This window comes from Pseudomonas sp. zjy_15 (genome assembly GCF_043101865.1).
In the GTDB taxonomy this organism is placed as follows: Bacteria; Pseudomonadota; Gammaproteobacteria; order Pseudomonadales; family Pseudomonadaceae; genus Aquipseudomonas; species Aquipseudomonas putida_Y.
Map to the genome: position 1 here is coordinate 16,687 of NZ_JBICII010000003.1, position 25,024 is coordinate 41,710.

Below are 25,024 nucleotides of genomic sequence, written 5' to 3' on the forward strand. Positions count from 1 at the left end.
TCTGCACCAATACCTCTGACCTCAATCTAGACCCTTGCGCCCGATCGTGCCGAGGTGTTCGGCGCAGCCGCCTGTCGGCCTGCGGCCATCGGCAGCACGGGTTTGGTTAACTGGTAGAGCGAAATGTGTCGATGCAGGAGGTGGCGGTATGCATCGCTTGGTCATCGAAGTGGACCGGCAGCTCTACCAGCAGCTGGAGAACGCCGCCCAGGTGCATCACCTGAGCCTTGAAGCCGAGTGCCGCCGCAGGCTGTCGGGGCTGGAGTGCCGGTCGCGATACTTGCAGGCGCTGTTGGCGGAGATGCGCGCCGATGCCGCTGAAGGTCGCTGGCGCGCTCATGAGGACGAGAAAGCGTAGCCTTGACGCTATGCTTATTTCTTCTTGTTGCCGGCCAGGCAGCTGGCGTTGTCAAAGGCTTGGTCCATGACTGGCTGGTTGGTTTTGTAGACCGTGAAGCGGTAGACCATGACCGCGCCCTTGGACATCAGGTTGCGGAAGCCGTTGTTGCGGCACACGCTGTCGCCGAGCTGGCTACGCACTTGCTCAGGGTTGGCCTGCATGCGCTCTGCGTGGCTCTGGCGTACGCTCAGATGGTTGACCAGCGCCTTGCCTTCAACGGTGTAACCCTGATCGAGGATGTCCTCGTTAATTGCGCGCGGGGTGCCGACGCTGCTCTCTTTGGCGACCTTCTGCAGCAGGGTGTTCAGGTCGTAATCCTGCTTGGATGCCGCCTGGGCTGCCAGAGGCAGGGCGAGCAGCAGGCTCAGGGCGGGGGCAATAAGGCGCAGCATGAATCTCTCCTGGTTCGATGACTGGCGCTTTGACATGCGCGGGCCGACGGCGTTCCGTGAAATTACGCGCGGCGAGGTCCGGCACGGTAAAAAACCGATTATAAGGAGCGCTTTGCCGGCTGCACAGCAATTGCCACCTGTTCTGGTAGACTGGCAGCCTTGTTTTCTCCGAGTCATCCTTGTGCCCATTTCCAATCTGTCCAGAGGCCTGCCGGCATGAGCCATGCGGTAGCGCGTCTGCGCGCCGAACGCCTGGCCCGCAGCAACAAGCCTTTCATCGCCCGTGGCTCGCGTGCCGAGCGTTGCCCGGATTGCCGGGTCATTGCTACCCATTGCCTGTGTGCCTGGAAGCCTAGGGTGCAGGCTGACGCGGGTGTGTGCCTGCTGATGCACGACACCGAGCCGCTGAAACCCACCAACACCGGCTGGTTGATTGCCGACCTGATTGAAGACACCTGGGCCTTCGGCTGGTTGCGCACCGCGGTTGACGAGCGCCTGCTGGCCTTGCTCGATGACCCGAGCTGGCAGCCCTATATCGTTTTTCCGGGCGAGTTCGTTGCCCAGGAGCGGGTGGTCAGCGAGGTGGTGCGCGAGCCGGGCAAGCGTCCACTGTTCATCCTGCTGGATGCCACCTGGACCGAAGCGCGCAAGATGTTCCGCAAAAGCCCGTACCTGGACCGCTTCCCGGTGTTGAGCCTGCAAGCCGAGCAGATGTCGCGCTACCGCCTGCGGCGCTCCAAGCGCGATGATCATTTCTGTACGGCAGAAGTTGCGGCCATGTGCCTGGACCTTGCTGGCGACAGCCAGGCCTCGCAGGCGCTGGATGCCTATCTGGATGTGTTCAGCCTGCATTACCTGAGCGGCAAGCGGCGGCTGCCACTTGACGAGCAGGACGACACCCACCAGCGTTTGCATACCTTCCTATAGTCCAAGGGGCACAACCCCTGCTTTGGTTCATAATGACTGAGCTGGCAGCCAGGGTGGGCGAGACGGCAGGGCGATTGGCTTGATCACCCTTGAACGTGCTCGGCATCCTTGGCGCCGTTTCCCGCCGGGCGCTTCCCTTCCTCTCGAGTGCCTGGCACAGAACAGGATCCTTAGATCGATGGCCACATACGAAATCCTGATTGCCGATGACCACCCACTGTTCCGTGGCGCCCTGCGCCAGGCCGTTACCCTCGGGCTTGGCTCCGATGTGCGTCTGGTCGAAGTTGCGAGCATTGCCGAACTGGAAACCCGCCTGAGCGAAAAAGCCGACTGGGACCTGGTGCTGCTGGACTTGAACATGCCGGGTGCCTACGGTTTTTCCGGTCTGGTGCTGCTACGCGGGCAGTACCCGCAGATCCCCGTGGTGATGGTTTCGGCACAGGAAGAGGCCGCCGTGGTGGTCAAGTCCCGCGAGTTCGGCGCCAGTGGTTTCATTCCCAAGTCCAGCACCCTGGAAGTGATCCAGGATGCGGTGCGCAAGGTGCTTGACGGTGAGGTCTGGTGGCCGCCGCAGGCGTTCGAAAAGGTCGATGTTTCGGCCGAGGCCAAGGCCGCCAGCGAAGGCTTGGCCAGCCTCACGCCGCAGCAGTTCCGCGTACTGACCATGGTTTGTGAAGGCTTGCTGAACAAGCAGATCGCCTATGAGCTGAGCGTGTCGGAAGCGACCATCAAGGCCCACGTTACCGCGATCTTCCGCAAGCTGGGTGTGCGTACCCGGACCCAGGCTGCGTTGCTGCTGCAACAACTGGAATCGGTTGCCAGCAACTGAGTGCGCGTGGCTTCACGCTTTTTTGACCCGAGCCGGTCTAGTCTGCTGGCCTTTCTGCTGTGAAGTGACTTACATGACCTCGCCATTCAAGGGCCAGACCGGCCTCAAACGCATCTTGAACGCCGCTGGCTACTCGCTGGACGGCCTGCGAGCCGCCTTCAAGGGCGAGGCCGCATTCCGCCAGTTGGTGCTGCTCAATGTGCTGCTGATCCCGATCGCCTTGTGGTTGCCGGTCAGCCGCGCCGAACGGGCAATCATGATTGTGGTTTGCCTGCTGGGGCTGATCGTCGAGCTGTTCAACTCGGCGGTGGAGGCGGCCATCGATCGCATTTCGCTGGAGCGCCACCCTCTGTCGAAAAACGCCAAGGACATGGGCAGCGCCGCACAGCTGGTGGCACTGACCATGGTGGCGTTGGTGTGGGGGGTGATCCTGCTTTAAGCGATCGGCGGCAGCACGATTTCGTCGCTGCGGGTAAAGCCCGCAGTGAAGTTGCGGCATAGCTCGAGAAACTCACGCATGGCCGAGGTCTGGTACTTTTGTTTGTGCCAGATGAAGTAGAACTGGCGCAGCAGGTCCAGTTCCGGGGTTTCCACAGGTACCAGGCTGCCACGGCGGAAGGCGTCACGCAGGGCCAGACGTGAAATGCAACCGATGCCCAGGCCCGACTCCACCGCCCGCTTGATCGCTTCGGTGTGCTCCAGCTCCAGGCGAATATTCAGGTTGGCGCGGTGATGGCGCATGGCCTGGTCGAAGGTCAGGCGCGTGCCTGAGCCTTGTTCGCGCAGGATCCATGCCTCTTGCGAAAGGCTTTCGATATCGGCGCGGCCCAGTTTCGCCAGTGGGTGCTGTGGCGCACAGAACACCACCAGTTCGTCCTCGACCCACGGCTGAACCTCCAGGTCGGGGTGATTGCAGTCGCCTTCGATTAGACCCAGATCAATTTCGTAGTGCGCGACCTGTTGCACGATATGCGCAGTATTTTGAACATGCAGTTTTACCTGGCTTTCCGGGTGTGTCTGCATGTAGTTGCCGATCAGCAGGGTGGCCAGGTAGTTGCCGATGGTCAGTGTGGCGCCGACCGCCAGCGAGCCGAAACCGGATTTGCCGTTGAGCAAGTCTTCGATTTCCTTGGCCTGGTCAAGCAGGGCTACTGCTTGTGGCAGCAGTTGATGGCCCAAGGCATTGAGGGCCAGGCGTTTGCCGGCACGGTCGAACAGCTGGCAGCTCGATTGGCGCTCCAGCTCGGTGATAGAGGTGCTGGCAGCCGACTGCGACAGCGCCAACAGGCTGGCGGCCCGAGAGACGCTTTGGTGCTGGGCGACAGCAACGAAGACTTGCATTTGACGGAGTGTGAATCGCATATCGATATAACCGATAACACATATCTTGATAATCCAGTTAACAGATATTGTCGCTGCCCCTAAACTATTGCGCAACTGTGCGCTTTGCGCGCGCGTTTTTCTTCAGGAGCCCCATCGATGAGCAACATGAACCACGAACGTGTCCTCAGTGTGCACCACTGGAACGACACCCTGTTCAGCTTCAAGTGCACCCGCGACCCGGGCCTGCGCTTCGAGAACGGTCAGTTCGTGATGATCGGCCTGCAGCAGGACAACGGCCGTCCGCTCATGCGTGCCTACTCCATCGCTTCGCCGAACTGGGAAGAGCACCTTGAATTCTTCAGCATCAAGGTACCGGACGGCCCGCTGACCTCGCAGCTGCAACACCTGAAGGAAGGCGATGAGATCATCATCAGCAAGAAGCCTACCGGTACCCTGGTACTCGACGACCTGAACCCTGGCAAGCACCTGTACCTGCTGAGCACCGGTACTGGCCTGGCGCCGTTCATGAGCGTCATCCAGGATCCGGAAACCTACGAGCGCTTTGAAAAAGTGATCCTGGTCCATGGCGTGCGCTACGTGAACGAAGTCGCCTACCGCGAGTTCATCACCGAGCACCTGCCGCAGAACGAGTTCTTCGGTGAGTCGGTTCGCGACAAGCTGATCTACTACCCGACCGTGACCCGTGAGCCGTTCGAAAATCAGGGCCGTCTGACCGACCTGATGCGCAGCGGCAAGCTGTTCAGTGACATCGGCCTGCCGCCGATCAACCCGCAAGACGACCGCGCGATGATCTGTGGCAGCCCGAGCATGCTCGACGAGACCAGTGAAGTGCTGGACAGCTTCGGCCTGAAGATCTCCCCGCGCATGCGCGAACCGGGTGACTACCTGATCGAGCGAGCTTTCGTCGAGAAGTAAGGCGCAGGCGAATAGAGGAAGGCGACTTTCGGGTCGCCTTTCTTATGCCTGGGATTTGTGCATTGCCTGTTCCGGCCCTTTCGCGGGTAAACCCGCTCCTACGGGGGGCGTGCAATTCTCGAGACGTGCGCTGCACCTGTAGGAGCGGGCTTGCCCGCGAAAGGGCCGGTGCAGGCGAAACCCGGTCTATTCGACCCGCGTCTCGCCGCTGTACACCAGGACTTCCCGGCACCGCTTGCACAGGTATCGTCGCCCCTGGTGCACCAGCCTGTGCCGCTGCGCGGTAAACGGGAAGTCGCTTTTCGGGCACGGGCAGCGGTAGATGTAGCGGGTCACTGCACGCCGTTGCACGTCATAGTTGTGGCAACGATTGGGCGGCAGCTCATACACCCCGCGCATGATCAATTGCCACTCTTCACCGTGGGCCTGGATACGGTCGCCAAACAGTTGGTGGGCAACCAGGTGCGCCACTTCATGGGCCACGGTCTGGCGCAGGAAGTCTTCCTGGTTTTCGCGGTAGAGCTGCAGGTTGAAGCGCAGCAGATTTTCGTGCAGGTGGGCGACGCCGGCTTTTTGCCCGCGCAGTTTGAAGCTGACCTCCGGGCGCGGGAAGCGGCGTTTGAAAAAGGCTTCGGCTTGCAGGTAACAGGTTTCGACGCGTTGTTTGAGCTGCTCGGGCATGGCGGGGCGGTTCTCCTGACCAGGCATTATGCCGCAAGCGCAGGTGGCTTGCCGAGTCACCGGTCAGCGCACAGCCAGAAGCCGCCTTGCGGCGGCCCCTGGTTGATGCCCCAGTGTTGGTTCAGTCTGTTCTAGTTGGTGTAGACGGGCCCCACGCCCAGTCCCCAGATAATGACGGTAGCCGCCATGATTGCCACCAGTACCACCAAGCCTACTGCCAGCACCGAGCTGGAGAACAGGAAGCCTTCATCCGATGGTATGTTCATGAACGTCGGCAAGCCGACATACAGCAGGTATACCGTGTAGCAGATGGCGGCTGTGCCGATCAGCATGCCCAGCCACAGGTGCGGGTAAAGCGCCGCCAGGCCGCCGATGAACAAGGGGGTGGCGGTGTAGGTGGCAAAAGCGATGCATTGCGCCATGGACGGGTTGGCATCGTAGGTGCGGGCCATCCAGTGGATGAACGCGCCCATTACCGCCACCCCGGCGAGCATGGCCAGGTATGACATGATGCTCATCCAGACAGCGCTTTCCATGGTCAGCATCACTGCCGGTCGGTCACCGATCACCCAGCCCACCTGGGTAGTGCCGATAAACGCCGAAACGGCCGGAATCGCCGCGAGGATCAGGGTGTGCGTCAGGTACATGTGGCTGATGGTTTCTTCTTCGCCACGAATCTCCCGCCATTCCTGATCGGGATGGGTAAACAGCCCCACAACGTGATGAATCATGCCGATCACTCCTCTCAATGTTGCCAAACGCCCCCCAATATGGAGCGCAAGCGGCCCGAGGCCCTAACACCGATGCAAGCGGTAATGTGGCCTTATGTGGCAGTATAGGAAGCCGTTACCCACATAAACCGCGCTTTTTAGAGCAAATTGCGCTGTAAGCGGTGCTGTTGATTACATTGAAGTCTTTATCGGAATGCCTACAGCGATGCTGCGTTTGTGCGTAAAATAGCCGGCTTTTGTCACACCTCGCGGATCCAAGCGCTATGGGCACCCTCTCGGTCAACCAGAACAAACTGCAAAAACGCCTGCGTCGTCTCGCTGGCGAAGCCATCACCGACTACAACATGATCGAGGATGGCGACAAGGTCATGGTCTGCCTGTCCGGCGGCAAGGACAGCTACACCATGCTCGACGTTCTGTTGCACCTGCAGAAGGTGGCACCGATCACGTTCCAGATCGTGGCGGTGAACATGGACCAGAAACAGCCGGGCTTCCCTGAGCACGTATTGCCGGCCTACCTCAAGGAACTGGGTGTCGAGTACCACATCGTCGAGAAGGATACCTACTCGGTGGTAAAGGAGCTGGTACCCGAAGGCAAGACCACTTGCTCGCTGTGTTCTCGTCTGCGCCGCGGTACCCTGTACACCTTTGCCGACGAAATTGGCGCTACCAAGATGGCGCTGGGGCATCACCGCGACGACATCGTCGAAACCTTCTTCCTCAACATGTTCTTCAACGGCGCGCTCAAGGGCATGCCGCCGAAGCTGCGCGCCGACGACGGCCGCAACGTGGTGATCCGCCCGCTGGCCTACTGCAGCGAGAAGGACATCCAGGCCTACTCGGACATGAAGGAATTCCCGATCATCCCGTGCAACCTGTGCGGCTCGCAGGAAAACCTGCAGCGCCAGGTGGTCAAGGACATGCTGGTGGAGTGGGAACGCAAGCACCCGGGCCGTACCGAGAGCATCTTCCGTGCCCTGCAGAACGTGGCTCCGTCGCAGTTGGCCGACCGGAACCTGTTTGACTTCACCAGCCTGAAGATCGACGAAAACGCTACCCCGCGTTTCCTCGACGTGCTGAACATCTGAGCCCATGCGCGATTACCAGTGGTTGCATGAGTACTGCCTTAACCGCTTTGGCTCGGCCCAGGCGCTGGAGGCTTTCCTGCCGCAGCCGCGCACGCCGGCGCAACTGCGCGACATCAGTGACGACCGCTACCTGTCGACGCTGGCCCTGCGGGTGTTTCGCGCCGGGCTCAAGCACAGCCTGGTGGACGCCAAGTGGCCGGCGTTCGAGCAGGTGTTCTTCGGCTTCGATCCGGAGAAAGTGGTGTTGATGGGTGCCGAGCATCTGGAGCGGCTAATGCACGACGAGCGCATCATTCGCCACCTGGGCAAGCTCAAGAGCGTGCCGCGCAATGCGCAAATGGTGCTGGATATCGCCAAGGCGCATGGCAGTTTTGGGGCATTTATCGCCGACTGGCCAGTGACCGACATTGTCGGCTTGTGGAAGTACCTGGCCAAGCACGGCAACCAGTTGGGCGGGTTGTCGGCGCCACGGTTCTTGCGCATGGTCGGCAAGGACACCTTCATCCCGACCGATGACATGGCAGCGGCGTTGATTGCACAGAAGGTGATCGACAAGCAGCCAACCAGCCAGCGCGACCTGGCTCTGGTGCAGCAGGCGTTCAACCAGTGGCATGCAGAGAGCGGGCGGCCGCTGTGCCAGTTGTCGGTGATGCTGGCGCACACCGTCAACCATTGAGCCTTGTGTTGCTCCCATTCGCGGGCACGCCCGCTCCCACAGGAATCGCACCGCACTTAAGGCCTGTGCAGTACCTGTGGGAGCGGGCGTGCCCGCAAAAAATCTAACTGCCTTCGCCTGCCATGCGCCGCTCATGCTGGAACTTCCAGCGCACGTACAGTAGCCCGGCAATGAACAGCCCCAGGCTCACCAGCACTTCAAGCCAGCCGAATACCGCCCGGGCCGGGTCGAACGCCGCCAGCACGCCCTTGATGAAATAGATATTCACCACGAAGCAGGTCCAGGCATGCGCCCGGGCGCTGCCTTTCAGCATGCCTGGCAGCAGCAACAGCAACGGCACCAATTCGATCGCCAGGATCACCTCGACCCGGGCCCCGTGCAGGTTGGCGAACCACAGGTTGTTCACCACCAGCAGGGCGATCAGGCCGAAGAAGCATGCCAGGCTGAATGCCCGCGTCAGGCGCAGGCGTGGTACCAGCCATTGCAGCGGTGGCAATACCTTGGGCTTTCTAGCCACGCGCCGCCTCCAGGGCCTTGGCCGTGGTCGCCAGGCGTTGGCCCAGGGCGCGGCACAGGGTGATTTCGTGGGAGTCGAGTTCGCGCTTGCCATCGGCACCTGCGTGGTGGCTGGCGCCATAAGGCGTGCCGCCGCCGCGGGTCTCGAGCAGTGCCGACTCGCTGTAGGGCAGGCCCATCACCAACATGCCGTGGTGCATCAGTGGCAGCATCATCGACAGCAAAGTCGTTTCCTGGCCGCCGTGCAGGCTGGCGGTGGAGGTGAACACGCCAGCCGGTTTGCCGACCAGCTCACCGCCTAGCCAAAGGCTGCTGGTGCCATCCAGGAAGTACTTGAGTGGCGCTGCCATGTTGCCGAACCGGGTCGGGCTGCCCAGTACCAGGCCTGCGCAGTGGCGCAGGTCATCAAGGGTGGCGTACAGCGCGCCACTGGCCGGAATATCCGGGGCCACCGCTTCGCATTCGGTGGAAATCGCGGGCACCGTGCGCAGGCGCGCCTCCATGCCGGCCAGCTCGATACCGCGGGCGATGTGCCGGGCCATTTCGCTGGTCGCTCCATGGCGGCTGTAATACAGCACCAGGATGTAGGGCGCGCTCACGGCAGGATCTCCAGCACTTTTTCTGGCGGACGACCGACCACGGCCTTGTCACCGGCAACCAGGATCGGCCGCTCGATCAGTTTGGGGTGCTGGGCCATGGCCTCGATCAGTTGCGCGTCGGTCAGTGCCGGGTCGGCCAGGTTCAGTGTTTTATATTCGTCCTCGCCGCTGCGCAGCAATTGGCGCGGGGCGATGCCCAGCTTGCCGAGCAAGGCCTTGAGGGTGGCAGCGTCGGGCGGGGTTTCCAGGTAGCGCACGATGGTCGGGGCCAGGCCGCGGGCTTCGAGCAGTTCAAGGGCGCCGCGGGATTTCGAGCAGCGCGGGTTATGATAGAGCGTGAGGTCAGTCATGTCGGGTCGCATCCAGCTGGGTGTGGCGGCTATTCTAACCGCAGCGACTGACCAATTTGCTTTAAAACTCGAGAAGGATTGACCCATGGCAAGGCGTTTGGCAGCAGTACTGGCCATCACCGCGAGCCTGTTGCTCGGTGGTTGCGGTGCCGATTATGGCGTGGACCAACACGGTAATACGGTTAAGGCCGAACAGATCGAAGGGCACTGGCTGGTGCTCAACTACTGGGCTGAGTGGTGCGGGCCGTGCCGTACCGAAATCCCGGAACTGAACGCAGCGGCCAAGCAGTGGGCGGCTGATGGCGTCAAGGTGGTGGGGGTGAACTTCGATGGCCTGCAGGGGCAGGACCTGAAGCAGGCTGCCGAAACCCTGGGCATCGGTTTCACCGTGCTGGCCCAGGACCCGGCCGAGCGCTATGACCTGCCGCGTAGCGAGGCCTTGCCGGTGACCTACATCATCGACGACAAGGGCAAGGTGCGTGAGCAGTTGATGGGCGAGCAGACCCTGGAAGGGTTGCAGGCAAAGATCAAGGCCCTGAAAGGCGCCTGATGCATTCGGGGCCGTTCTGCAGCCCTTCGCGGGCACGCCCGCTCCCACAGGGGGACGCGATAAACTGTGGGAGCGGGCGCGCCCGCGAAGGGCCGCAAAGCGGCCCCGGCAATCCTCAGCCTTCCTCGGGCCAGAAGCGCAGCGGCTTGCCTTCGGCCGGCCAGAAGCGTATCTGCTCCACCGGTGACACATCCCAACGCTCTACCGTTTCCAGCGCCTGCAGGAAGCGCTTTTCCTGTTCCATCAGCGCGGGTGCGCACAGCTTGCGGGTCTTGCCGACCTTGCCGAAGCTGAGGTGCTCGCCATCGAGCGTGTAAGGCGCAAACCAGTGGTTGCAGCCGCCGTTGCCATAGGCACGGCCGTCGCTGGCCAGTGTCAGGGTCAGGTGGCTGTAGTCGATCAGTGGTCGTTCGCCAATCCACTCCAGCACGTAGCTGCGCTCCTGCTGCAGCTTGGAAGGTTCTGTGGCGCAGCCGAGCAGGCCGGTTGCAATCAGCACGCCGGTCAGCAGATTCTTCACTCGGCGCTCTCCTGGCAACGTGGGCACAGGTGTTTTTCGCCACGGCTGGCCCAGCCCAGCTCTGCGATACGGGCACTGGCAGCCGGTTGACGAGCTGCCTTGCCGAGCTTGGCGTCTACCGCGAACTCGAAGCCCAGCACCGCATCGCAGCGATCGCATTCGACCTGCCAGGTGAGGATTTCCAGCTCGTTGAACACCGGGCCGCTCGCCACGGCAACCCACTGGCCGCGTGGGTTGATCAGGTGGCGCACGCTTTCCACGGTCAGGCGCATGGACAAATCCTTGCTGCCCTTGAGCGTGACCAGCAGGCTGTCGCCTTTGTGCATCGAGCCGCCGTTGCCGGTGACCTGATAGCGGCCTGGCACCAACGCACGGCACTCGATCAGGGTGTGTTGCGGGTTGAAAAGGGTGTAGCGAAAATCGTGTTCGACCATGGGTCCTCCAGAAATGCCGCGTATCCTAGCACTAACCCATTACCAGATTCTGTGGATTGCCTGCCGCCCAGCGGTTGATGTTGTCCAGTGTGGTCGCGGCAATGGCATCCAGCGCCTCGCGGGTGAGGAAAGCCTGGTGGGCGGTGATGATCACGTTGGGGAAGGTCAGCAGCCGAGCTAGCACATCGTCTTGCAAGGGCAGGTCGGAGCGGTCCTCGAAGAACAGTTGGGCTTCTTCTTCGTAGACGTCCAGGCCCAGGTAGCCAAGCTGGCCGCTCTTCAGTGCGTCGATCAGCGCAGGGGTGTCGACCAGCGCACCGCGACCGGTGTTGATCAGCATGGCGCCGGGCTGCAACTGGGCCAGGCTTTGCGCATTGATCAGGTGGCGAGTGTGCTCGGTCAGTGGGCAGTGCAGGCTGATGATGCGGGCTTCGCGCAATAGCTCGGGCAGGGGCATGTAGCGGGCGCCAAGGGCCAGCAGCTCTGGGTTGGGGTAGGGGTCGTACGCCAGCAGCTTGCAGCCGAAACCGGCCATGATGCGGGCAAAGGCGGCACCGATCTGGCCGGTACCGACCACCCCGACGGTTTTGCCGTGCAGATCGAAACCGGTCAGCCCGTGCAAGGTGAAGTCGCCTTCGCGAGTGCGGTTGTAGGCCCGATGCAGACGCCGGTTGAGTGCCAGGATGAGCGCCACGGCATGCTCGGCAACGGCGTGTGGCGAGTAGGCCGGCACACGCACCACGGCCAGGCCCAAGCGCTGGGCGGCGGCCAGGTCGACGTGGTTGTAGCCGGCCGAGCGCAGCGCGATCAACCGCGTGCCAGCTGCGGCCAGGCGCTGCAGCACCGGTTCGCCGAGCTCATCATTGATGAAGGCGCAGACCACCTCAAAGCCATCTGCCAGGGCGGCGGTGTCGAGGGTCAGGCGGGCGGGCTGGAAATGCAGCTCCAGGGTGGTGCCGCGGGCAGCCTCGGTGAAGCTTTCCTGGTCGTAGTGCTGGCTGCTGAACAACAGGGCGCGCATGGTGGAACTCCTTTGCAATGCATGTTTTGGGTGGGGCGCTGCCTGTCAAGGCATACCCAGCGAGGCCCAGATCCACTCAAGCGCTCAATCTGGCCTGTGCCGCCAGCCGGCTGATCGCGCTGTCCAGTTCATCCAGGGCCTGCTGCGCCTGCGGATTGTCCTGCTTCAGCAAGGTTTCGCTGCGTTGGCACGCTGCCCTTAATTGCGGCACGCCGCAATAGCGTGAGGCACCGTTCAGACGGTGTACTTGCTCGATCAGGCCATTGCGGTCATCGGCTGCGCGGGCGGCGCGTATGGCTTCACGGTCCGTATCCAGCGACGCCAGCAGCATGCTCAGCATGTCAGCCGCCAGATCTGCCTTGCCAGCGGCCAGGCGCAGGCCCTCTTCGGGGTCGAGTACCTTCAGTTCGTCGCCGTTGGTCAGCAACTCGGCCTGCGCCTGCTGCGGTGTGCCCAGGCTCAGGCCGGTCCACTTCATCACCACCTGGGCCAGTTGCCGTTCGCTGATCGGTTTGGTCAGGTAGTCGTCCATGCCGCTGTGCAATAACGCACGTTTTTCGTTGGCCATGGCATGGGCCGTGAGGGCGACGATCGGCAGCGGATTGCCGCTTTGGGTGTTCTCCCACAGGCGGATCTGTTCAGTACAGGCGCGGCCGTCCATGCCGGGCATCTGCACATCCATCAGCACCAGGTCGAACAGCTCGCCCTGCACGGCCTGTACCGCCGCATGGCCATTGTTGACGGCCAGTACCTCGGCACCCAAGTCTTCGAGCAGGGTTTTCACCAGCAGCAGGTTGGCGGCATTGTCGTCGACGCAGAGTATTTTCGGTCGGCGCTGGCCATTGGGGTTATTTGCATCGGCCAGCGGTCGACGTGGTTGCACCAGTTCCAGCAAGAGACGCCGCAGCTTGCGGGTGCAGGTCGGCTTGGACAGCAATTGGCCATGGCCGTTAGGCAGGTATGGGTGGTAAAGCGCCTGCTCGGTGGTCGGGCACAGCACCACGCACTGGCAGTGGTAACGCTCGAGCTGCTGGTGATAATGGCCTAGTTGCTCGGGCGACAGGTTGCCCAGGTTGGCCCCGAGCACCGCGAACTCGAACGGCAGGCCGGCCTGGCTGGCGGCCTGCACCCCCTGCAGCAACTGGTCATAGGAGCCGAAAAGGCTCACGCTGAGGCCGCAGTCTTGCAACTGGTGCTCCAACGCCTGGCGTGCCAGTTCGTGGCCATCGACAATGGCGGCACGGCGGCCCAGCAATGGCTGCGGTGGCAGTTCTTCAGCATCGTCATGCGCCTTGGGCAGGTTGAGGCTGATCCAGAACTGCGAACCTTCGCCCGGGGTACTGTCGACGCCGATCTCGCCGCCCATCTGTTCGATCAGGCGCTTGGAAATCACCAGCCCTAGACCGGTGCCGCCGGGCTGGCGGGCCAGTGAGTTGTCAGCCTGGCTGAAGGCCTGGAACAGTGTGCGCACATCCTGTGGTGACAGGCCGATGCCGGTGTCCTGCACGCTGATGCGCAACTGCGCGCAGTCTTCGTGCTCGTCTTCCAGCATGGCGCGCACGACGATGGTGCCTTCGCGGGTGAACTTGATGGCATTGCTGACCAGGTTGGTGAGGATCTGCTTGAGCCGCAACGGGTCGCCAACCAGCGAAGCAGGCGTGTCACGGTAGATCAGGCTCAGCAATTCCAGCTGCTTGGCGTGGGCGGCCGGAGCGAGGATGGTCAGGGTGTCCTGGATCAGGTCACGCAGGTTGAACGGTATGCTGTCGAGCACCAGCTTGCCGGCTTCGATCTTGGAGAAATCGAGGATCTCGTTGATGATTCCCAGCAAGTTGTCAGCAGACTTCTCGATGGTGTTCAGGTAGTCGAGCTGGCGGGGTGTCATCTCGCTTTTTTGCAGCAGGTGGGTAAAACCGAGGATGCCGTTGAGCGGGGTGCGGATTTCGTGGCTCATGTTGGCCAGGAACTCCGACTTGATGCGGCTGGCCTCAAGTGCCTCTTTGCGCGCCATGTCCAGCTCGATGTTCTGGATTTCGATGGTTTCCAGGTTCTGGCGCACGTCTTCGGTGGCCTGGTCGATGCTGTGCTGCAGTTCTTCGTGGGCGTTTTGCAGGGTTTCGGCCATGCGGTTGATGCCATGGGCCAGTTCGTCCAGCTCATGGCTGCCCAGGGTCGGCAGGCGTTCCTCGAGGTGCCCGTCCTTGAGCTGGTTGACCGCGTGCTTGATGCGCTCGATAGGGTCGTTGATGGTGCGGCTCATGCGCAGCGCCAGCAGGCCACTGAGTGCCAGGCAAGCGAGGATCAGCAACAGGCTGGTGAACAGGTTGCGGTAGCCGCGCAGCAGCGTGCCGTCGTGCGACAACTCGATCTCTACCCAGCCCAGCAGGCGATCGGCTTCGGCGGGCACGGCGTCGGTGGCCAGGTCACGGTGGTGGCCGAACACTGGCATCAGGTAGCGGGTGGCGTCGTTGCCACTGCGCTGCAGGAGTTGGGTGCCGGTACCGCCGCTGGGCGGCAGGTTGAGCATGCTCGGGCCTGCGTGGGCCAGGCGCGTGCGGTCTGGGGCCAGGAACGCAACTGCGCGCACATCGGCCTGCTCCAGGGTTTGTGCGGCAATTCTCTCCAGTTGCGCAGGCGCGAGCCGGGCCATGGCGGGTGCGGCCAGTGGCGCCAGTTGTTCGGCGATCATTTTGCCGCGCTGCAACAGCTGGGTGCGCAGGTCGTTCTGTTGCAGCCAGGTGAAATAGCTACCCAGCACCAGGGCCATCAAGCCGGCCGGCAGCAGTGCCAGCAGCAAGACCCGACTGCGGATTCCCAAACGATCGAGCACAATCGCCTCCTCTGATGTGCCTGGATGCCGTCAAGTGGTAACGGCCAAGCCGCGAAGTTACTCCGCCTGCGGCACCATTGCATCTCTTTAGTATGTGTCATGCGCTGTTGCCGGGGTATTGGTCGCAACGCGGTTGCCTGGCAGGTGGCGAATGCTCAATAATCGCTCAATTGAGAATTAATGGCAGTTGCCAATGAATCCTGTAGCTATTTACAACTCCAATATCCTTGCCATCGAGGACGACCCGGTTCTTGGTGCCTATCTGCAAGAGGAATTGCAGCGCGGGGGCTTCCAGGTCACCTGGTGCCGCAATGGCCTGGAGGGCCTGGAAACGGCTGGCCGCCAGGCTTTCGATGTTGTGCTCATGGACATCCTGCTGCCCGGGCTTGATGGGCTGGACGCCTTGGCGCAGTTGCGCAGGCGCAGCGCCACGCCGGTAATCCTGATGTCGGCGCTGGGAGCCGAGGCCGACCGTATCAGCGGCTTTCAGCGCGGTGCTGACGATTACCTGCCCAAGCCATTCAGCATGGCCGAGTTGCAGGTGCGCATCGAGGCGATTCTGCGCCGCGTGGCCCTGGAGCGGCGGCATCAAGGCCCGCTGGAGCAAGCCAACTGCGGCGAGCTGCAGTTCGACGAGGGGTTGTGTGACGTGTGCCTGGATAATCGCCTGGCAGGTCTGACCCCCAGCGAATACCGCGTGCTGGACATCCTCAACCGCAACCTCGACGAGGTCCTCAGCAAGCCGTTCCTGTACCAGCAGGTGTTGCAGCGCGGCTATTCACGGCACGACCGCAGCCTGGACATGCACGTCAGCCAGATCCGCCGCAAGCTCAAGGGCATCGGTTATCACGAACGGCAGATCCGCACCGTGTGGGGCAAGGGTTACGTGCTCAGTGCCGGCGAGGCAGAGTGAACCATGCTCGATCGCCATTCGCTGTTCTGGAAGCTGGCCATCTTGCTGGTGGGCTTCTGCCTGCTGATGATCGGCCTCAGCTATACCTGGGGCCGGCATATGGAAACCCAGAACGCCTTCCTCTCGCAGCCGGCACGGCATACGTTGCTGGGCTATGCCGCCGAAGCTGAAAAGGCCTGGCGCAGCGGCGGTCGGGCAGGGCTGGACCAATGGGTGGCGGCCATGCATCAGCGCGAACGGGGCTGGGTTGGCGTGCTCGACATCAACCTGCGGCCGCTCGACAACGCCACACTCAACCCGCAGATCATGCAGCGTCTGACGCGCCTGCGCGGTGTCGATTGGCCCATGAGTCGGCGCAGCGTCGACCAGCCGTGGGTGCGCATACCGTTCCCGGGGGCGCCGGAGCAGGGCATGCTGGTGATCGAGCTGCCGCAGCGCTTCAATCCGGGCCAGCACCGCGTGCTGTGGCGCATCGTCACCAATGGCATTATCCCGGGGCTGTTCACCTTGCTGTTGTGTGTAGGCCTGTACCGCATGTTGATCGTGCCGCTCAATCAACTTCGCGAGCAGGCCAATGCCTGGCGGGCCGATCAGCTGTCGGCCCGCCTGGACTCGCGCACCATCGCCCGGCATGACGAGTTGGGCGAACTGGCGCGTGCCTTTGACCAGATGGCCGAGCGGCTGCAAGGCACGGTGGCTATGCAGCAGCAGTTGCTGCGCGACCTGTCCCACGAAATGCGTACGCCGCTGAGCCGGCTGCGGGTGGCCTGCGATGGTGAAACCGACCTGCAGCGTCTGCGTGATCGCCTGATCCGTGAAGTGGACTGCATGCAGCAACTGGTCGAAGACACCCTGCAACTGGCCTGGCAGGACGCCGAGCGTGCGCCGATGAACCTGGAGCCGATCGAGGTCCACGCCTTGTGGGAGTTGCTGGCCGAAAATGCCAGCTACGAGAGCGGCTGGTCGCCTGCGCAATTGCGCTGCGAAGTGCCGGCCGACTGCTGGGTGCAGGGCAACCTCAACCACCTGGCTCAGGCGCTGGAGAACATGTTGCGCAATGCCATTCGTCACTCGCCGGCCGAGGGGGTGGTGCGGCTGGGAGGCCAGCGCGAAGGCGGTTATTGGTGGCTATGGTTGGAGGATGAAGGTGGCGGTGTGGCTGAAGAGGACCTGGAGCGGATCTTCGCGCCGTTCTCGCGGCTGGACGGTTCTCGGCCGGGGGATGGGGGCTTCGGTCTGGGCTTGAGCATCGCCCGCAGTGCCATTCAGCGCCAGGGCGGGACCTTGTGGGCGCAGAATGGCAAACGCGGGTTGCGCTTGTGGATGAAGTTGCCGTTGCATGTGCCGGCCTCTTCGCGGGTAAACCCGCTCCTACAGGCTAGCGGATCCCCGTAGGAGCGGGTTTACCCGCGAAGAGGCCAGCACATGTCACACCGTTATAGCTTGTAGCTATATGCACTACAGATTGCGTGATATGGCCGCGAAGGGTTTGCCGGTATGATAGGCACCCCGCCGTCCGGATTGCGAAATACGCCCATGACCTTGCAGTACCCAACCATCGCCGATTGCGTCGGCAATACGCCACTGGTTCGCCTGCAGCGCATCGCTGGCGAAACCAGCAATACCCTCCTGCTCAAGCTCGAAGGTAACAATCCCGCCGGCTCGGTGAAGGACCGCCCGGCACTGTCGATGATCGCTCGCGCCGAACTGCGTGGCCAGATCAAGCCAGGCGATACCCTGATCGAAGCCACCTCAGGCAACACGGGCATCGCCCTGGCGATGGCGGCGGCGATCAAGGGCTACAAGATGATCCTGATCATGCCCGACAACTCCACCGCCGAGCGCAAGGCCGCCATGACGGCCTATGGCGCCGAGCTGATCCTTGTGACCAAGGAGGAGGGTATGGAAGGCGCCCGTGACCTGGCCGAGAAGCTGCAGGCCGAAGGCCGTGGCCTGGTGCTCGACCAGTTCGCCAACGGCGACAATCCGATCGCCCACTACAACAGTACCGGCCCGGAGATCTGGCAGCAGACCCAGGGCACCATTACCCATTTCGTCAGCTCCATGGGTACCACCGGTACCATCATGGGCTGCTCGCAGTACCTCAAGGAACAGAACCCTGCGGTGCAGATCATCGGCCTGCAACCGATGGAGGGCTCGGCCATTCCGGGCATTCGCCGCTGGCCCGAGGAATACCTGCCGAAAATCTTCGACGCCACCCGCGTCGACCGCGTGGTCGACATGTCGCAGCAGGAAGCCGAAGACACCACCCGTCGCCTTGCGCGTGAAGAGGGCATTTTCTGCGGCGTGTCTTCTGGTGGTGCGGTCGCGGCCATGTTGCGTCTGTCCCGCGAAGTGGAAAATGCCGTGATGGTTGCGATCATTTGCGACCGCGGCGACCGTTATCTGTCCACTGGCCTGTTTGACCCACGCTAAATGTCCAAGAAAAAAAGCAACAGCGGCCTGCGCTTCCAGCCGGCCGGCGGCAATCGCACCTCCCAGGTCCCAGTGGGCAAGAAGCAACGGCTGGACATCGAGCGCCTGGCCGGTGACGGCCGTGGCATCGCCTTCCTCGACGGGCGTACCTGGTTCGTCAGCGGCGCCTTGGCCGGTGAGGCCGTGGAGGCACGCGTGCTCAATGCCCGTGGCAAAGTGGTCGAAGCCCGCCTGGAGCGGTTGCTGCAGGCCGGGCCCGAACGCCGTGAGGCGCCATGTCGCTACTACGACCGCTGCGGTGGCTGCAACCTGCAGCACCTGCCGCACGAAGCGCAACTGGCGCTGAAGCAGCGCACCCTCGCCGAGCAGTTGCAGCGGGTGGCCGGCGTGCAACCCGAGGAATGGGCCACACCCCTGAGCGGGCCGGAATTCGGCTACCGGCGCCGGGCCCGTGTGGCCGTGCGCTGGGACGTCAAGGCGCGTCAACTGGAGGTGGGGTTCCGCGCCGAAGCCAGCCAGGACATCATTGCCATCGACGATTGTGCCGTGCTGGTACAGCCCTTGCAGTCGATTCTGCGCCACTTGCCGACGGTGCTGCGCTCGTTGAGCAAACCGCAGGCGCTTGGCCATGTGGAGCTGTTCAGTGGCACCGCCGAGGCGGTTCTGGTGCGCCACGTCATGCCGTTGCCGGCTGAGGACCAGGCCAGGCTGCAAGCGTTCTGCGAGCAGGCCAATGCCCAGCTGTGGCTGCAAGGCGAAGGGGAGCCGGCGCCCGTGGACCCTGCTGCGCAGTTGGGCTTTGCCCTGGCACCCTGGCAGCTGGAGCTGGCCTGGCGCCCGGGTGATTTCGTGCAGGTGAATGCCCAGGTCAATACCGCGATGATCGAGCAGGCCTTGGCCTGGCTCGCGCCAAAGGCCGACGAGCGTGTGCTGGACTTGTTCTGCGGTCTGGGCAATTTTGCCCTGCCGCTGGCCCGCCAGGCGCGTGAGGTGGTGGCAGTGGAAGGTGTACAGGCCATGGTCGATCGGGCCGCGGCCAATGCCCGGAACAACAATGTGCATAATGCACGGTTTTTTCAGGCCGATTTATCGCAGCCTTTGGCAGGCACCGGATGGGCCGCCGAAGGCTTTTCTGCGGTACTCTTGGATCCACCGCGCGACGGTGCTTTCGAGGTGGTGCAAGGCATCGCCCGCCTCAAGGCCAGAAGGCTGGTCTACGTATCGTGCAACCCGGCCACGCTGGCGAGAGACGCCCAAGTGCTGGTCGGCCAGGGGTACCGGTTAAAAAGGGCCGGGATTCTCGACATGTTTCCTCAGACGGCGCATGTCGAGGCCATGGCGTTATTCGAAGCGGGCTAGCTGACTGGCCCCTTGGTGCGGTTGCCACGGAATGGCGGCCGCACGGTGATCGCCAGCACATCCGTATGGTGTGCTGCATGGAAAGGTAAAACAAAGATGGTACAGGTGAGAGTGCACCAGCCGGTCAACACTGACGGCAGTATCAATCTCGAAGCATGGTTGGACCATGTGGTAAGCGTCGATTCGGCACTGGATCGCGCAGCGCTGAAAGAAGCCTGCGAGTTTGCGCATGAGGTAGAGAAAAAGGGCAACCCGGCCAAGCATTCCTGGGCGGATGGTACGTCCAGCTTCCAGGCTGGCCTGGAAATCGCCGAAATTCTGGCTGACCTCAAGCTCGACCAGGACTCCCTGGTGGCTGCGGTCATCTACCGTTCGGTGCGCGAGGGCAAGGTCACCCTCGCCGAAGTCAGCCAGTGTTTTGGCCCGGTGGTCTCCAAGCTGATCGACGGCGTGCTGCGCATGGCCGCCATCAGTGCCAGCCTCAGCCCGCGACAGTCGCTGGTGCTGGGTTCGCAGGCGCAGGTCGAAAACCTGCGCAAGATGCTGGTGGCCATGGTCGACGACGTGCGCGTGGCACTGATCAAGCTGGCCGAACGCACGTGCGCAATCCGTGCGGTCAAGTCCGCCGACGACGAGAAACGCCTGCGCGTCGCGCGTGAAGTGTTCGACATCTATGCGCCGCTCGCGCACCGCCTGGGTATCGGTCACATCAAGTGGGAGCTGGAAGACCTCTCCTTCCGCTACCTGGAGCCCGACCAGTACAAGCAGATCGCCAAGCTGTTGCATGAGCGGCGGCTGGACCGCGAGCGCTTCATCAGCGACGTGATGACCCAGCTGCAGAACGAGTTGCTTGCCACTGGCGTAAATGCCGACATCAGCGGTCGGGCGAAACATATCTATTCGATCTGGCGCAAGATGCAGCGCAAAGGCCTGGAGTTCAGCCAGATCTACGACGTGCGAGCGGTGCGCGTACTGGTGCCGGAAATCCGCGACTGCTACACCGCGCTGGGCATCGTGCACACCTTGTGGCGGCATATTCCCAAGGAGTTCGACGACTACATCGCCAACCCCAAGGAGAACGGCTACCGCTCGTTGCACACCGCGGTAATCGGCCCCGAGGGCAAGGTGCTGGAGGTACAGATCCGCACCCACGGCATGCACGAAGAGGCCGAGCTTGGGGTATGCGCCCACTGGCGCTACAAGGGCACGGACGTCAAGCCCAGCTCCAACCACTACGAAGAGAAGATTTCCTGGTTGCGCCAGGTGCTGGAATGGCACGAAGAGCTGGGCGACATCGGTGGCCTGGCCGAGCAGTTGCGGGTCGATATCGAGCCTGACCGGGTTTATGTGTTCACCCCCGACGGCCACGCCATCGACCTGCCCAAGGGGGCCACGCCACTGGACTTCGCCTACCGCGTGCACACCGAGATCGGCCACAACTGCCGCGGCGCCAAGATCAATGGCCGTATCGTGCCGTTGAACTACAGCCTGCAGACTGGCGAGCAGGTGGAGATTATCACCAGTAAGCACGGCAACCCCAGCCGAGACTGGTTGAACTCCAACCTGGGCTACGTCACCACCTCGCGGGCGCGGGCCAAGATCGTCCACTGGTTCAAGCTGCAGGCTCGCGACCAGAACGTTGCCGCCGGCAAGACCTTGCTTGAGCGCGAGCTCAGTCGTCTGGGCCTGCCGCAGGTTGATTTCGAGCGCTTGGCCGAGAAGACCAACGTCAAGACTGCCGAAGACATGTTTGCCGCGCTCGGTGCTGGCGACTTGCGCCTGGCTCATCTGGTCAACGCTGCCCAGCAGTTGCTGGAGCCCGAGCGTATCGAGCAGATCGAACTGGTGCCGCGCAAGCCTACCGGTCCGCGTACCGGCAAGCGTGGCGACATCCAGATCCAGGGTGTCGGCAATCTGTTGACACAAATGGCCGGCTGCTGCCAGCCGCTACCGGGCGATGCCATTGTCGGTTACATCACCCAGGGCCGTGGCGTGAGCATTCATCGCCAGGACTGTGCCTCGGTACTGCAGCTGGCGGGCAGGGAGCCAGAGCGCATGATCCAGGTGAGCTGGGGGCCGATCCCGGTGCAGACCTACCCGGTCGACATCGTCATCCGTGCCTACGACCGCCCGGGTCTGCTGCGCGATGTGTCGCAGGTGCTGCTGAACGAAAAGATCAACGTGCTGGCGGTGAATACCCGATCGAACAAGGAAGACAACACCGCGCTGATGTCGCTGACCATCGAGATCCCCGGCCTGGACGCACTGGGGCGCCTGCTGGGGCGGATCTCGCAGTTGCCGAACATCATCGAAACGCGGCGTAATCGTACCCCTTGAGACTGTGGCGCCAGCTTCGCGGGCTTGCCCGCTCCCACAGGATGGATGCAGGTTTGGAAATCTGCACCGTACCTGTGGGAGCGGGCAAGCCCGCGAAGCAGCCACCACCGAAGGACCTGCCTGTATGACCTACACCCTTGACGACCTGCTGCATCTCATGGCCCGTCTGCGCGACCCGCAGTACGGCTGCCCGTGGGACCTGAAGCAGAACTACGCCAGCATCGTCCCGCACACCCTCGAAGAGGCCTACGAGGTCGCCGACACCATCGAGCGCGGCGATTTCGAGCACCTGCAAGGTGAACTGGGCGACTTGCTGTTCCAGGTGGTCTATTACAGCCAGCTGGCCCGGGAGGAGGGGCGTTTCGAGTTCGACGGCGTGGTCGACAGCATCACCCGCAAGCTCATCCGCCGTCACCCGCATGTATTCCCCACTGGCGAGCTGTACGCGCCGATGGATACCCCCGGTTTGAGCGATGCGCAGGTCAAGTCGCGCTGGGAAGAAATCAAGGCCGAAGAGCGCGCGGAAAAAAGCCAGCCTGAACAGCTTTCGCTACTCGACGACGTTCCGGCAGCCTTGCCGGCGCTGTCGCGGGCAGCCAAACTGCAAAAGCGCGCGGCCACGGTCGGTTTCGACTGGCCAGCGGCATTGCCGGTGCTGGACAAGGTCCGTGAAGAGCTTGATGAAGTGCTGCAGGCCATGGCCGACGGTGATGTCGATGCCCTTGAAGATGAAATGGGTGACCTGCTGTTCGCCACCGTCAACCTGGCACGCCACCTCCAGCAGGACCCGGAGCACGCCTTGCGCCGCGCCAATCGCAAGTTCGAACGACGCTTCCGTTTTATCGAACAGGCATTGCGCGACAGTGGCCGCCCCATTGAAGACTGTGACCTTGACGAGCTGGATGCCCTTTGGGGGGAAGCCAAACGTCAGGAAAAGAACCTGCCCAGCTGCGGCTGAGCTGTTGCATAAGTGAGTGAATATTCATGAGCCTTTCCCTTCGCGACCAATTGCTCAAAGCCGGTCTGGTCAACCAGAAACAGGTCTCGCAGACCAACAAAGCTGAAAAGAAACAAAAGCGCATGGAGCACAAAGGCCAGGTCGAAGTCGACGACAGCCAGCAGCGCATGGCCAAGGAAGCCATGGCTGAAAAAGCCAGGCGTGACCAGGAACTGAACCGCCAGCAGCAGGAAAAGGCCGAGCAGAAGGCCCGTGCCGCGCAGGTCAAGCAACTGATCGAGGCCACTCGCCTGCCCAAGCTGAACACCGAGGATTACTACAACTTCGTCGACGACAAGAAGGTCAAGCGCATTGCCGTCAACGCCCTCATGCGTACCAAGCTGAGTAATGGCGCGCTGGCCGTGGTAGCCCATGCCGGTGGCTACGAGGTTATCCCCCGTGAGGCCGCATTGAAGATCCAGGAGCGCGACCCTGGCCGTATTCTGCTGCTCAATACCCATGTCGAGGAAGCGGACGAAGACGACCCGTACGCGGCTTACAAGATCCCTGATGATCTGATGTGGTAAACAGTAAAACACCGCTCTGGCGGTAACGCGGTTCATTCAAGATCGCCAGGGCCGCTTTGCGGCCCTTTTGCGACGCAAGGTCGCTTCTGCGGCCATCGTGAAAAACGCGTTGGCTCGCAGCTCGCCGAACCGGCGCGATCAGTCAGCTGTGCTATTGCCTTGGTTCCTTCCGTTCGTCGGACATTTCCTAGGGTTTTGGCACAGCGGCTAGCCTCCAGCTTAGCGTCAGGGATAGCGCTGAACATTCGGTCCAGGAAGGGCCAGTACGCCTCGTCGTCCCGACGCTTTATCTGCTGAGGAGACGATAATGAAAATAACCCTGAAACGGTTGGCGTGCCTGGGTGCAAGTTTCACCAGCGCGTTCGCCATGGCCGATGCGGCCAGTCCGCCGGTGCTGTCACCTGCGATTCCCTTCGACGTCACCGCCAATCCCCCTTTCACCCTGGACAACCTGCAACACGATTTCGACGTGCTGTCGTGGCAGACCTTCGTCGCCCTGAACTGGCCCGCCAACGCCGACGGCAGCGCCAACACCTCGGCGCAGATCGGCGCACCCGGCAAGACGGTGTGGGAGTCGTGGAAAGAGAGCTACGAGATCTTCCTGCCCAAGGGACAGAAACCCGTTGCCTGGGATCAGCAGGCACCCGTGCCCGCAGCCTGCCAAGGCAAGGGTGACTTGCCGGTGCTGCAGCAGATGGGCAAGGTCGCCGGCGTGCTCGATGAGTTCATCCAGCCGTTCAAGACCGGCCCGTTGGTCGACCAAAGCGGCACCTACACGCGCAACGCGATCATGGTCAACAAGCCGATGTTCGATGACATCGTCAACAATGGCCTGTACAGCAAGGAAGGCCAGCAAGCGTTCCTGAGCAAGGCTGACAACCGCATCGCTTTCGCCTGTGGTTCGCAGAAGGCCCAGCAGGTCGGTGCGATCATGGTCAAGTCGGCCTGGAAAGTGCTCGATGGCAGCGACAACCCGCAGGAGTTCCACGCCGTCGACGCGCTGGTCTACACCCCCGGCAACGCCGACCCGAACAAGGGGGCGCTGATCCCCGAGTCGTGCAATGCGCAGAAGGTCGGGCTGGTAGGCCTGCACATCGTGCACAAGACCGAAGGTGCACCACAGTGGGTATGGTCGACGTTCGAGCACGTGCGCAACGTGCCGGAAAAGACCACGCCCATGAACGAGCGCAAGGGGCCCTACCTGTTCTACGACGCCCAGGCCAGCGACCGCCCGGTGAACGAGCCGCCCGCGCAACCGTGGGACCCGTCGAAGAAGGCCATCCCCTCGCAGATCGTGCGTGAAATTCCCATCACCGCCGCCACCCAACAGCTCAACGCACAGTGGCAAGGTGCGCTCAAGGGCACGGTGTGGGCCAACTACCACCTGATCAGCACCCAGTGGCCCACCGCCCCGGCCGATGACTGCCAGGTGCCGTCACCGACCAACCCGTTAGGTACGCCTGCGCCGAACTTCCTGGCCAACGCCACCCTGGAGACCTACAACCAGGGCACCACCCCGCAGGCCTCGTCCAGCTGCATGGAGTGCCACAACAACGCGACCACTCGCGTGACCCAGTCACCGCGCACCAGCTTCGCCGATTTCACTTTCCTGCTTGAACGTGCCCAATCCACCGGCGCCAAGGAGTGATGCC

At 62.4% G+C, this 25,024-nt stretch carries 27 protein-coding genes; 16 read left to right on the top strand and 11 right to left on the bottom strand.

Translation table 11 applies throughout. The features are described 5' to 3' along the window. The first annotated feature begins 148 nt into the window (after positions 1–148). Positions 149–358, top strand: coding sequence for a hypothetical protein (locus ACF8EF_RS00105; protein ID WP_176682778.1), 210 nt, complete (start codon positions 149–151; stop codon positions 356–358). 14 nt (positions 359–372) lie between these two features. Here the strand turns inward: ACF8EF_RS00105 and ACF8EF_RS00110 are convergent, their stop codons facing one another. Next, positions 373–792 carry a quorum-sensing-regulated virulence factor family protein gene (locus ACF8EF_RS00110; RefSeq protein WP_021785869.1) on the bottom strand — a complete coding sequence of 140 codons (420 nt, stop codon included), beginning with the start codon at positions 790–792 and terminating at the stop codon, positions 373–375. A gap of 216 nt (positions 793–1,008) precedes the next feature. Here ACF8EF_RS00110 and ACF8EF_RS00115 point away from each other — a divergent pair, with 216 nt between their 5' ends. From ACF8EF_RS00115 to ACF8EF_RS00125, 3 genes are all read left to right on the top strand, one after another. Continuing rightward, positions 1,009–1,719, top strand: a complete 711-nt coding sequence (locus tag ACF8EF_RS00115; protein ID WP_176682779.1) for a tRNA-uridine aminocarboxypropyltransferase — start codon at positions 1,009–1,011, stop codon at positions 1,717–1,719. 178 nt (positions 1,720–1,897) lie between these two features. Continuing rightward, positions 1,898–2,548 carry a response regulator transcription factor ErdR gene (erdR, locus tag ACF8EF_RS00120; protein WP_010952699.1) on the top strand — a complete coding sequence of 217 codons (651 nt, stop codon included), beginning with the start codon at positions 1,898–1,900 and terminating at the stop codon, positions 2,546–2,548. 73 nt (positions 2,549–2,621) lie between these two features. Further along, positions 2,622–2,987, top strand: coding sequence for a diacylglycerol kinase (locus ACF8EF_RS00125; protein WP_176682780.1), 366 nt, complete (start codon positions 2,622–2,624; stop codon positions 2,985–2,987). On the opposite strand, the gene finR is transcribed toward ACF8EF_RS00125, so the two are convergent. Then, positions 2,984–3,910 carry a LysR family transcriptional regulator FinR gene (gene finR / locus ACF8EF_RS00130; protein WP_003252379.1) on the bottom strand — a complete coding sequence of 309 codons (927 nt, stop codon included), beginning with the start codon at positions 3,908–3,910 and terminating at the stop codon, positions 2,984–2,986. The genes ACF8EF_RS00125 and finR overlap by 4 nt on opposite strands. 117 nt (positions 3,911–4,027) lie before the next feature. Here finR and fpr point away from each other — a divergent pair, with 117 nt between their 5' ends. After that, positions 4,028–4,807, top strand: a complete 780-nt coding sequence (gene fpr / locus ACF8EF_RS00135) for a ferredoxin-NADP reductase (RefSeq protein WP_003252381.1) — start codon at positions 4,028–4,030, stop codon at positions 4,805–4,807. Between the two features lie 186 nt (positions 4,808–4,993). Here fpr and ACF8EF_RS00140 read toward each other — a convergent pair whose 3' ends face one another. Both ACF8EF_RS00140 and ACF8EF_RS00145 read right to left on the bottom strand, forming a co-directional pair. Beyond that, positions 4,994–5,488, bottom strand: a complete 495-nt coding sequence (locus ACF8EF_RS00140) for a SprT family zinc-dependent metalloprotease (RefSeq protein WP_176682781.1) — start codon at positions 5,486–5,488, stop codon at positions 4,994–4,996. Positions 5,489–5,619: 131 nt separating this feature from the next. Then, positions 5,620–6,219 (bottom strand): Yip1 family protein, encoded by a 600-nt coding sequence (locus tag ACF8EF_RS00145; RefSeq protein WP_103443838.1) that lies wholly within the window; start codon positions 6,217–6,219, stop codon positions 5,620–5,622. Between the two features lie 263 nt (positions 6,220–6,482). Here ACF8EF_RS00145 and ttcA point away from each other — a divergent pair, with 263 nt between their 5' ends. Together ttcA and ACF8EF_RS00155 are read left to right on the top strand one after the other, a co-directional pair. After that, positions 6,483–7,307: a tRNA 2-thiocytidine(32) synthetase TtcA gene (ttcA, locus tag ACF8EF_RS00150; RefSeq protein WP_339443485.1), complete on the top strand. Its 825-nt coding sequence runs from the start codon at positions 6,483–6,485 to the stop codon at positions 7,305–7,307. Positions 7,308–7,311: 4 nt separating this feature from the next. Beyond that, positions 7,312–7,983 (top strand): DNA-3-methyladenine glycosylase I, encoded by a 672-nt coding sequence (locus ACF8EF_RS00155; protein WP_176682782.1) that lies wholly within the window; start codon positions 7,312–7,314, stop codon positions 7,981–7,983. A gap of 103 nt (positions 7,984–8,086) precedes the next feature. Here the strand turns inward: ACF8EF_RS00155 and ACF8EF_RS00160 are convergent, their stop codons facing one another. Genes ACF8EF_RS00160 through arsC form a run of 3 tightly spaced genes read right to left on the bottom strand, consistent with a single transcriptional unit; the run spans position 8,087 to position 9,448 of the window. After that, the gene (locus tag ACF8EF_RS00160; protein WP_176682783.1) at positions 8,087–8,500 is read right to left on the bottom strand and encodes a DUF2069 domain-containing protein; all 414 of its coding nucleotides are present in this window, start codon (positions 8,498–8,500) and stop codon (positions 8,087–8,089) included. Beyond that, the gene (gene wrbA, locus ACF8EF_RS00165) at positions 8,493–9,098 is read right to left on the bottom strand and encodes an NAD(P)H:quinone oxidoreductase (protein WP_176682784.1); all 606 of its coding nucleotides are present in this window, start codon (positions 9,096–9,098) and stop codon (positions 8,493–8,495) included. The genes ACF8EF_RS00160 and wrbA overlap by 8 nt, the downstream gene beginning before the upstream one ends. After that, a complete protein-coding gene (arsC, locus tag ACF8EF_RS00170) occupies positions 9,095–9,448 on the bottom strand; it encodes an arsenate reductase (glutaredoxin) (RefSeq protein ID WP_103469350.1) in 354 nt (117 codons plus the stop codon). Before arsC ends, wrbA begins: the two co-directional genes overlap by 4 nt. A gap of 85 nt (positions 9,449–9,533) precedes the next feature. On the opposite strand from arsC, the gene ACF8EF_RS00175 reads away from it, so the two are divergent. Further along, the gene (locus tag ACF8EF_RS00175) at positions 9,534–9,998 is read left to right on the top strand and encodes a peroxiredoxin family protein (RefSeq protein ID WP_010952706.1); all 465 of its coding nucleotides are present in this window, start codon (positions 9,534–9,536) and stop codon (positions 9,996–9,998) included. A gap of 115 nt (positions 9,999–10,113) precedes the next feature. Here the strand turns inward: ACF8EF_RS00175 and ACF8EF_RS00180 are convergent, their stop codons facing one another. The 4 genes from ACF8EF_RS00180 to ACF8EF_RS00195 all read right to left on the bottom strand — a co-directional run bounded on the left by ACF8EF_RS00180 (position 10,114) and on the right by ACF8EF_RS00195 (position 14,803). Then, entirely contained in the window at positions 10,114–10,518 is a 405-nt protein-coding gene (locus ACF8EF_RS00180) for an META domain-containing protein (protein ID WP_021782541.1), read from the bottom strand. Further along, a complete protein-coding gene (locus tag ACF8EF_RS00185; protein ID WP_176685503.1) occupies positions 10,515–10,952 on the bottom strand; it encodes a hypothetical protein in 438 nt (145 codons plus the stop codon). Before ACF8EF_RS00185 ends, ACF8EF_RS00180 begins: the two co-directional genes overlap by 4 nt. 31 nt (positions 10,953–10,983) lie before the next feature. Next, the gene (locus ACF8EF_RS00190) at positions 10,984–11,973 is read right to left on the bottom strand and encodes a 2-hydroxyacid dehydrogenase (protein WP_176685502.1); all 990 of its coding nucleotides are present in this window, start codon (positions 11,971–11,973) and stop codon (positions 10,984–10,986) included. A 76-nt stretch (positions 11,974–12,049) separates the two neighbouring features. Beyond that, positions 12,050–14,803: a response regulator gene (locus tag ACF8EF_RS00195; protein ID WP_176685501.1), complete on the bottom strand. Its 2,754-nt coding sequence runs from the start codon at positions 14,801–14,803 to the stop codon at positions 12,050–12,052. Between the two features lie 193 nt (positions 14,804–14,996). On the opposite strand from ACF8EF_RS00195, the gene ACF8EF_RS00200 reads away from it, so the two are divergent. The 8 genes from ACF8EF_RS00200 (at position 14,997) to ACF8EF_RS00235 (ending at position 25,020) form a co-directional block, all read left to right on the top strand. Then, positions 14,997–15,716, top strand: coding sequence for a response regulator transcription factor (locus ACF8EF_RS00200; protein ID WP_176685500.1), 720 nt, complete (start codon positions 14,997–14,999; stop codon positions 15,714–15,716). A 3-nt stretch (positions 15,717–15,719) separates the two neighbouring features. After that, positions 15,720–17,111 carry a histidine kinase sensor domain-containing protein gene (locus ACF8EF_RS00205; RefSeq protein WP_392460824.1) on the top strand — a complete coding sequence of 464 codons (1,392 nt, stop codon included), beginning with the start codon at positions 15,720–15,722 and terminating at the stop codon, positions 17,109–17,111. 141 nt (positions 17,112–17,252) lie between these two features. Next, positions 17,253–18,152 carry a cysteine synthase CysM gene (gene cysM, locus ACF8EF_RS00210; RefSeq protein WP_010952713.1) on the top strand — a complete coding sequence of 300 codons (900 nt, stop codon included), beginning with the start codon at positions 17,253–17,255 and terminating at the stop codon, positions 18,150–18,152. Continuing rightward, entirely contained in the window at positions 18,153–19,511 is a 1,359-nt protein-coding gene (rlmD, locus tag ACF8EF_RS00215; protein WP_209964022.1) for a 23S rRNA (uracil(1939)-C(5))-methyltransferase RlmD, read from the top strand. A 96-nt stretch (positions 19,512–19,607) separates the two neighbouring features. Next, positions 19,608–21,848, top strand: a complete 2,241-nt coding sequence (gene relA, locus ACF8EF_RS00220) for a GTP diphosphokinase (RefSeq protein ID WP_176685497.1) — start codon at positions 19,608–19,610, stop codon at positions 21,846–21,848. A gap of 124 nt (positions 21,849–21,972) precedes the next feature. Then, complete coding sequence (gene mazG, locus ACF8EF_RS00225) at positions 21,973–22,806, top strand: nucleoside triphosphate pyrophosphohydrolase (protein ID WP_176685496.1); 834 nt, start codon at positions 21,973–21,975, stop codon at positions 22,804–22,806. Between the two features lie 26 nt (positions 22,807–22,832). Then, a complete protein-coding gene (locus ACF8EF_RS00230) occupies positions 22,833–23,372 on the top strand; it encodes a DUF2058 domain-containing protein (protein ID WP_209964025.1) in 540 nt (179 codons plus the stop codon). Between the two features lie 307 nt (positions 23,373–23,679). Beyond that, positions 23,680–25,020, top strand: coding sequence for a cytochrome C (locus tag ACF8EF_RS00235; RefSeq protein WP_176685494.1), 1,341 nt, complete (start codon positions 23,680–23,682; stop codon positions 25,018–25,020). Positions 25,021–25,024 lie beyond the last annotated feature (4 nt).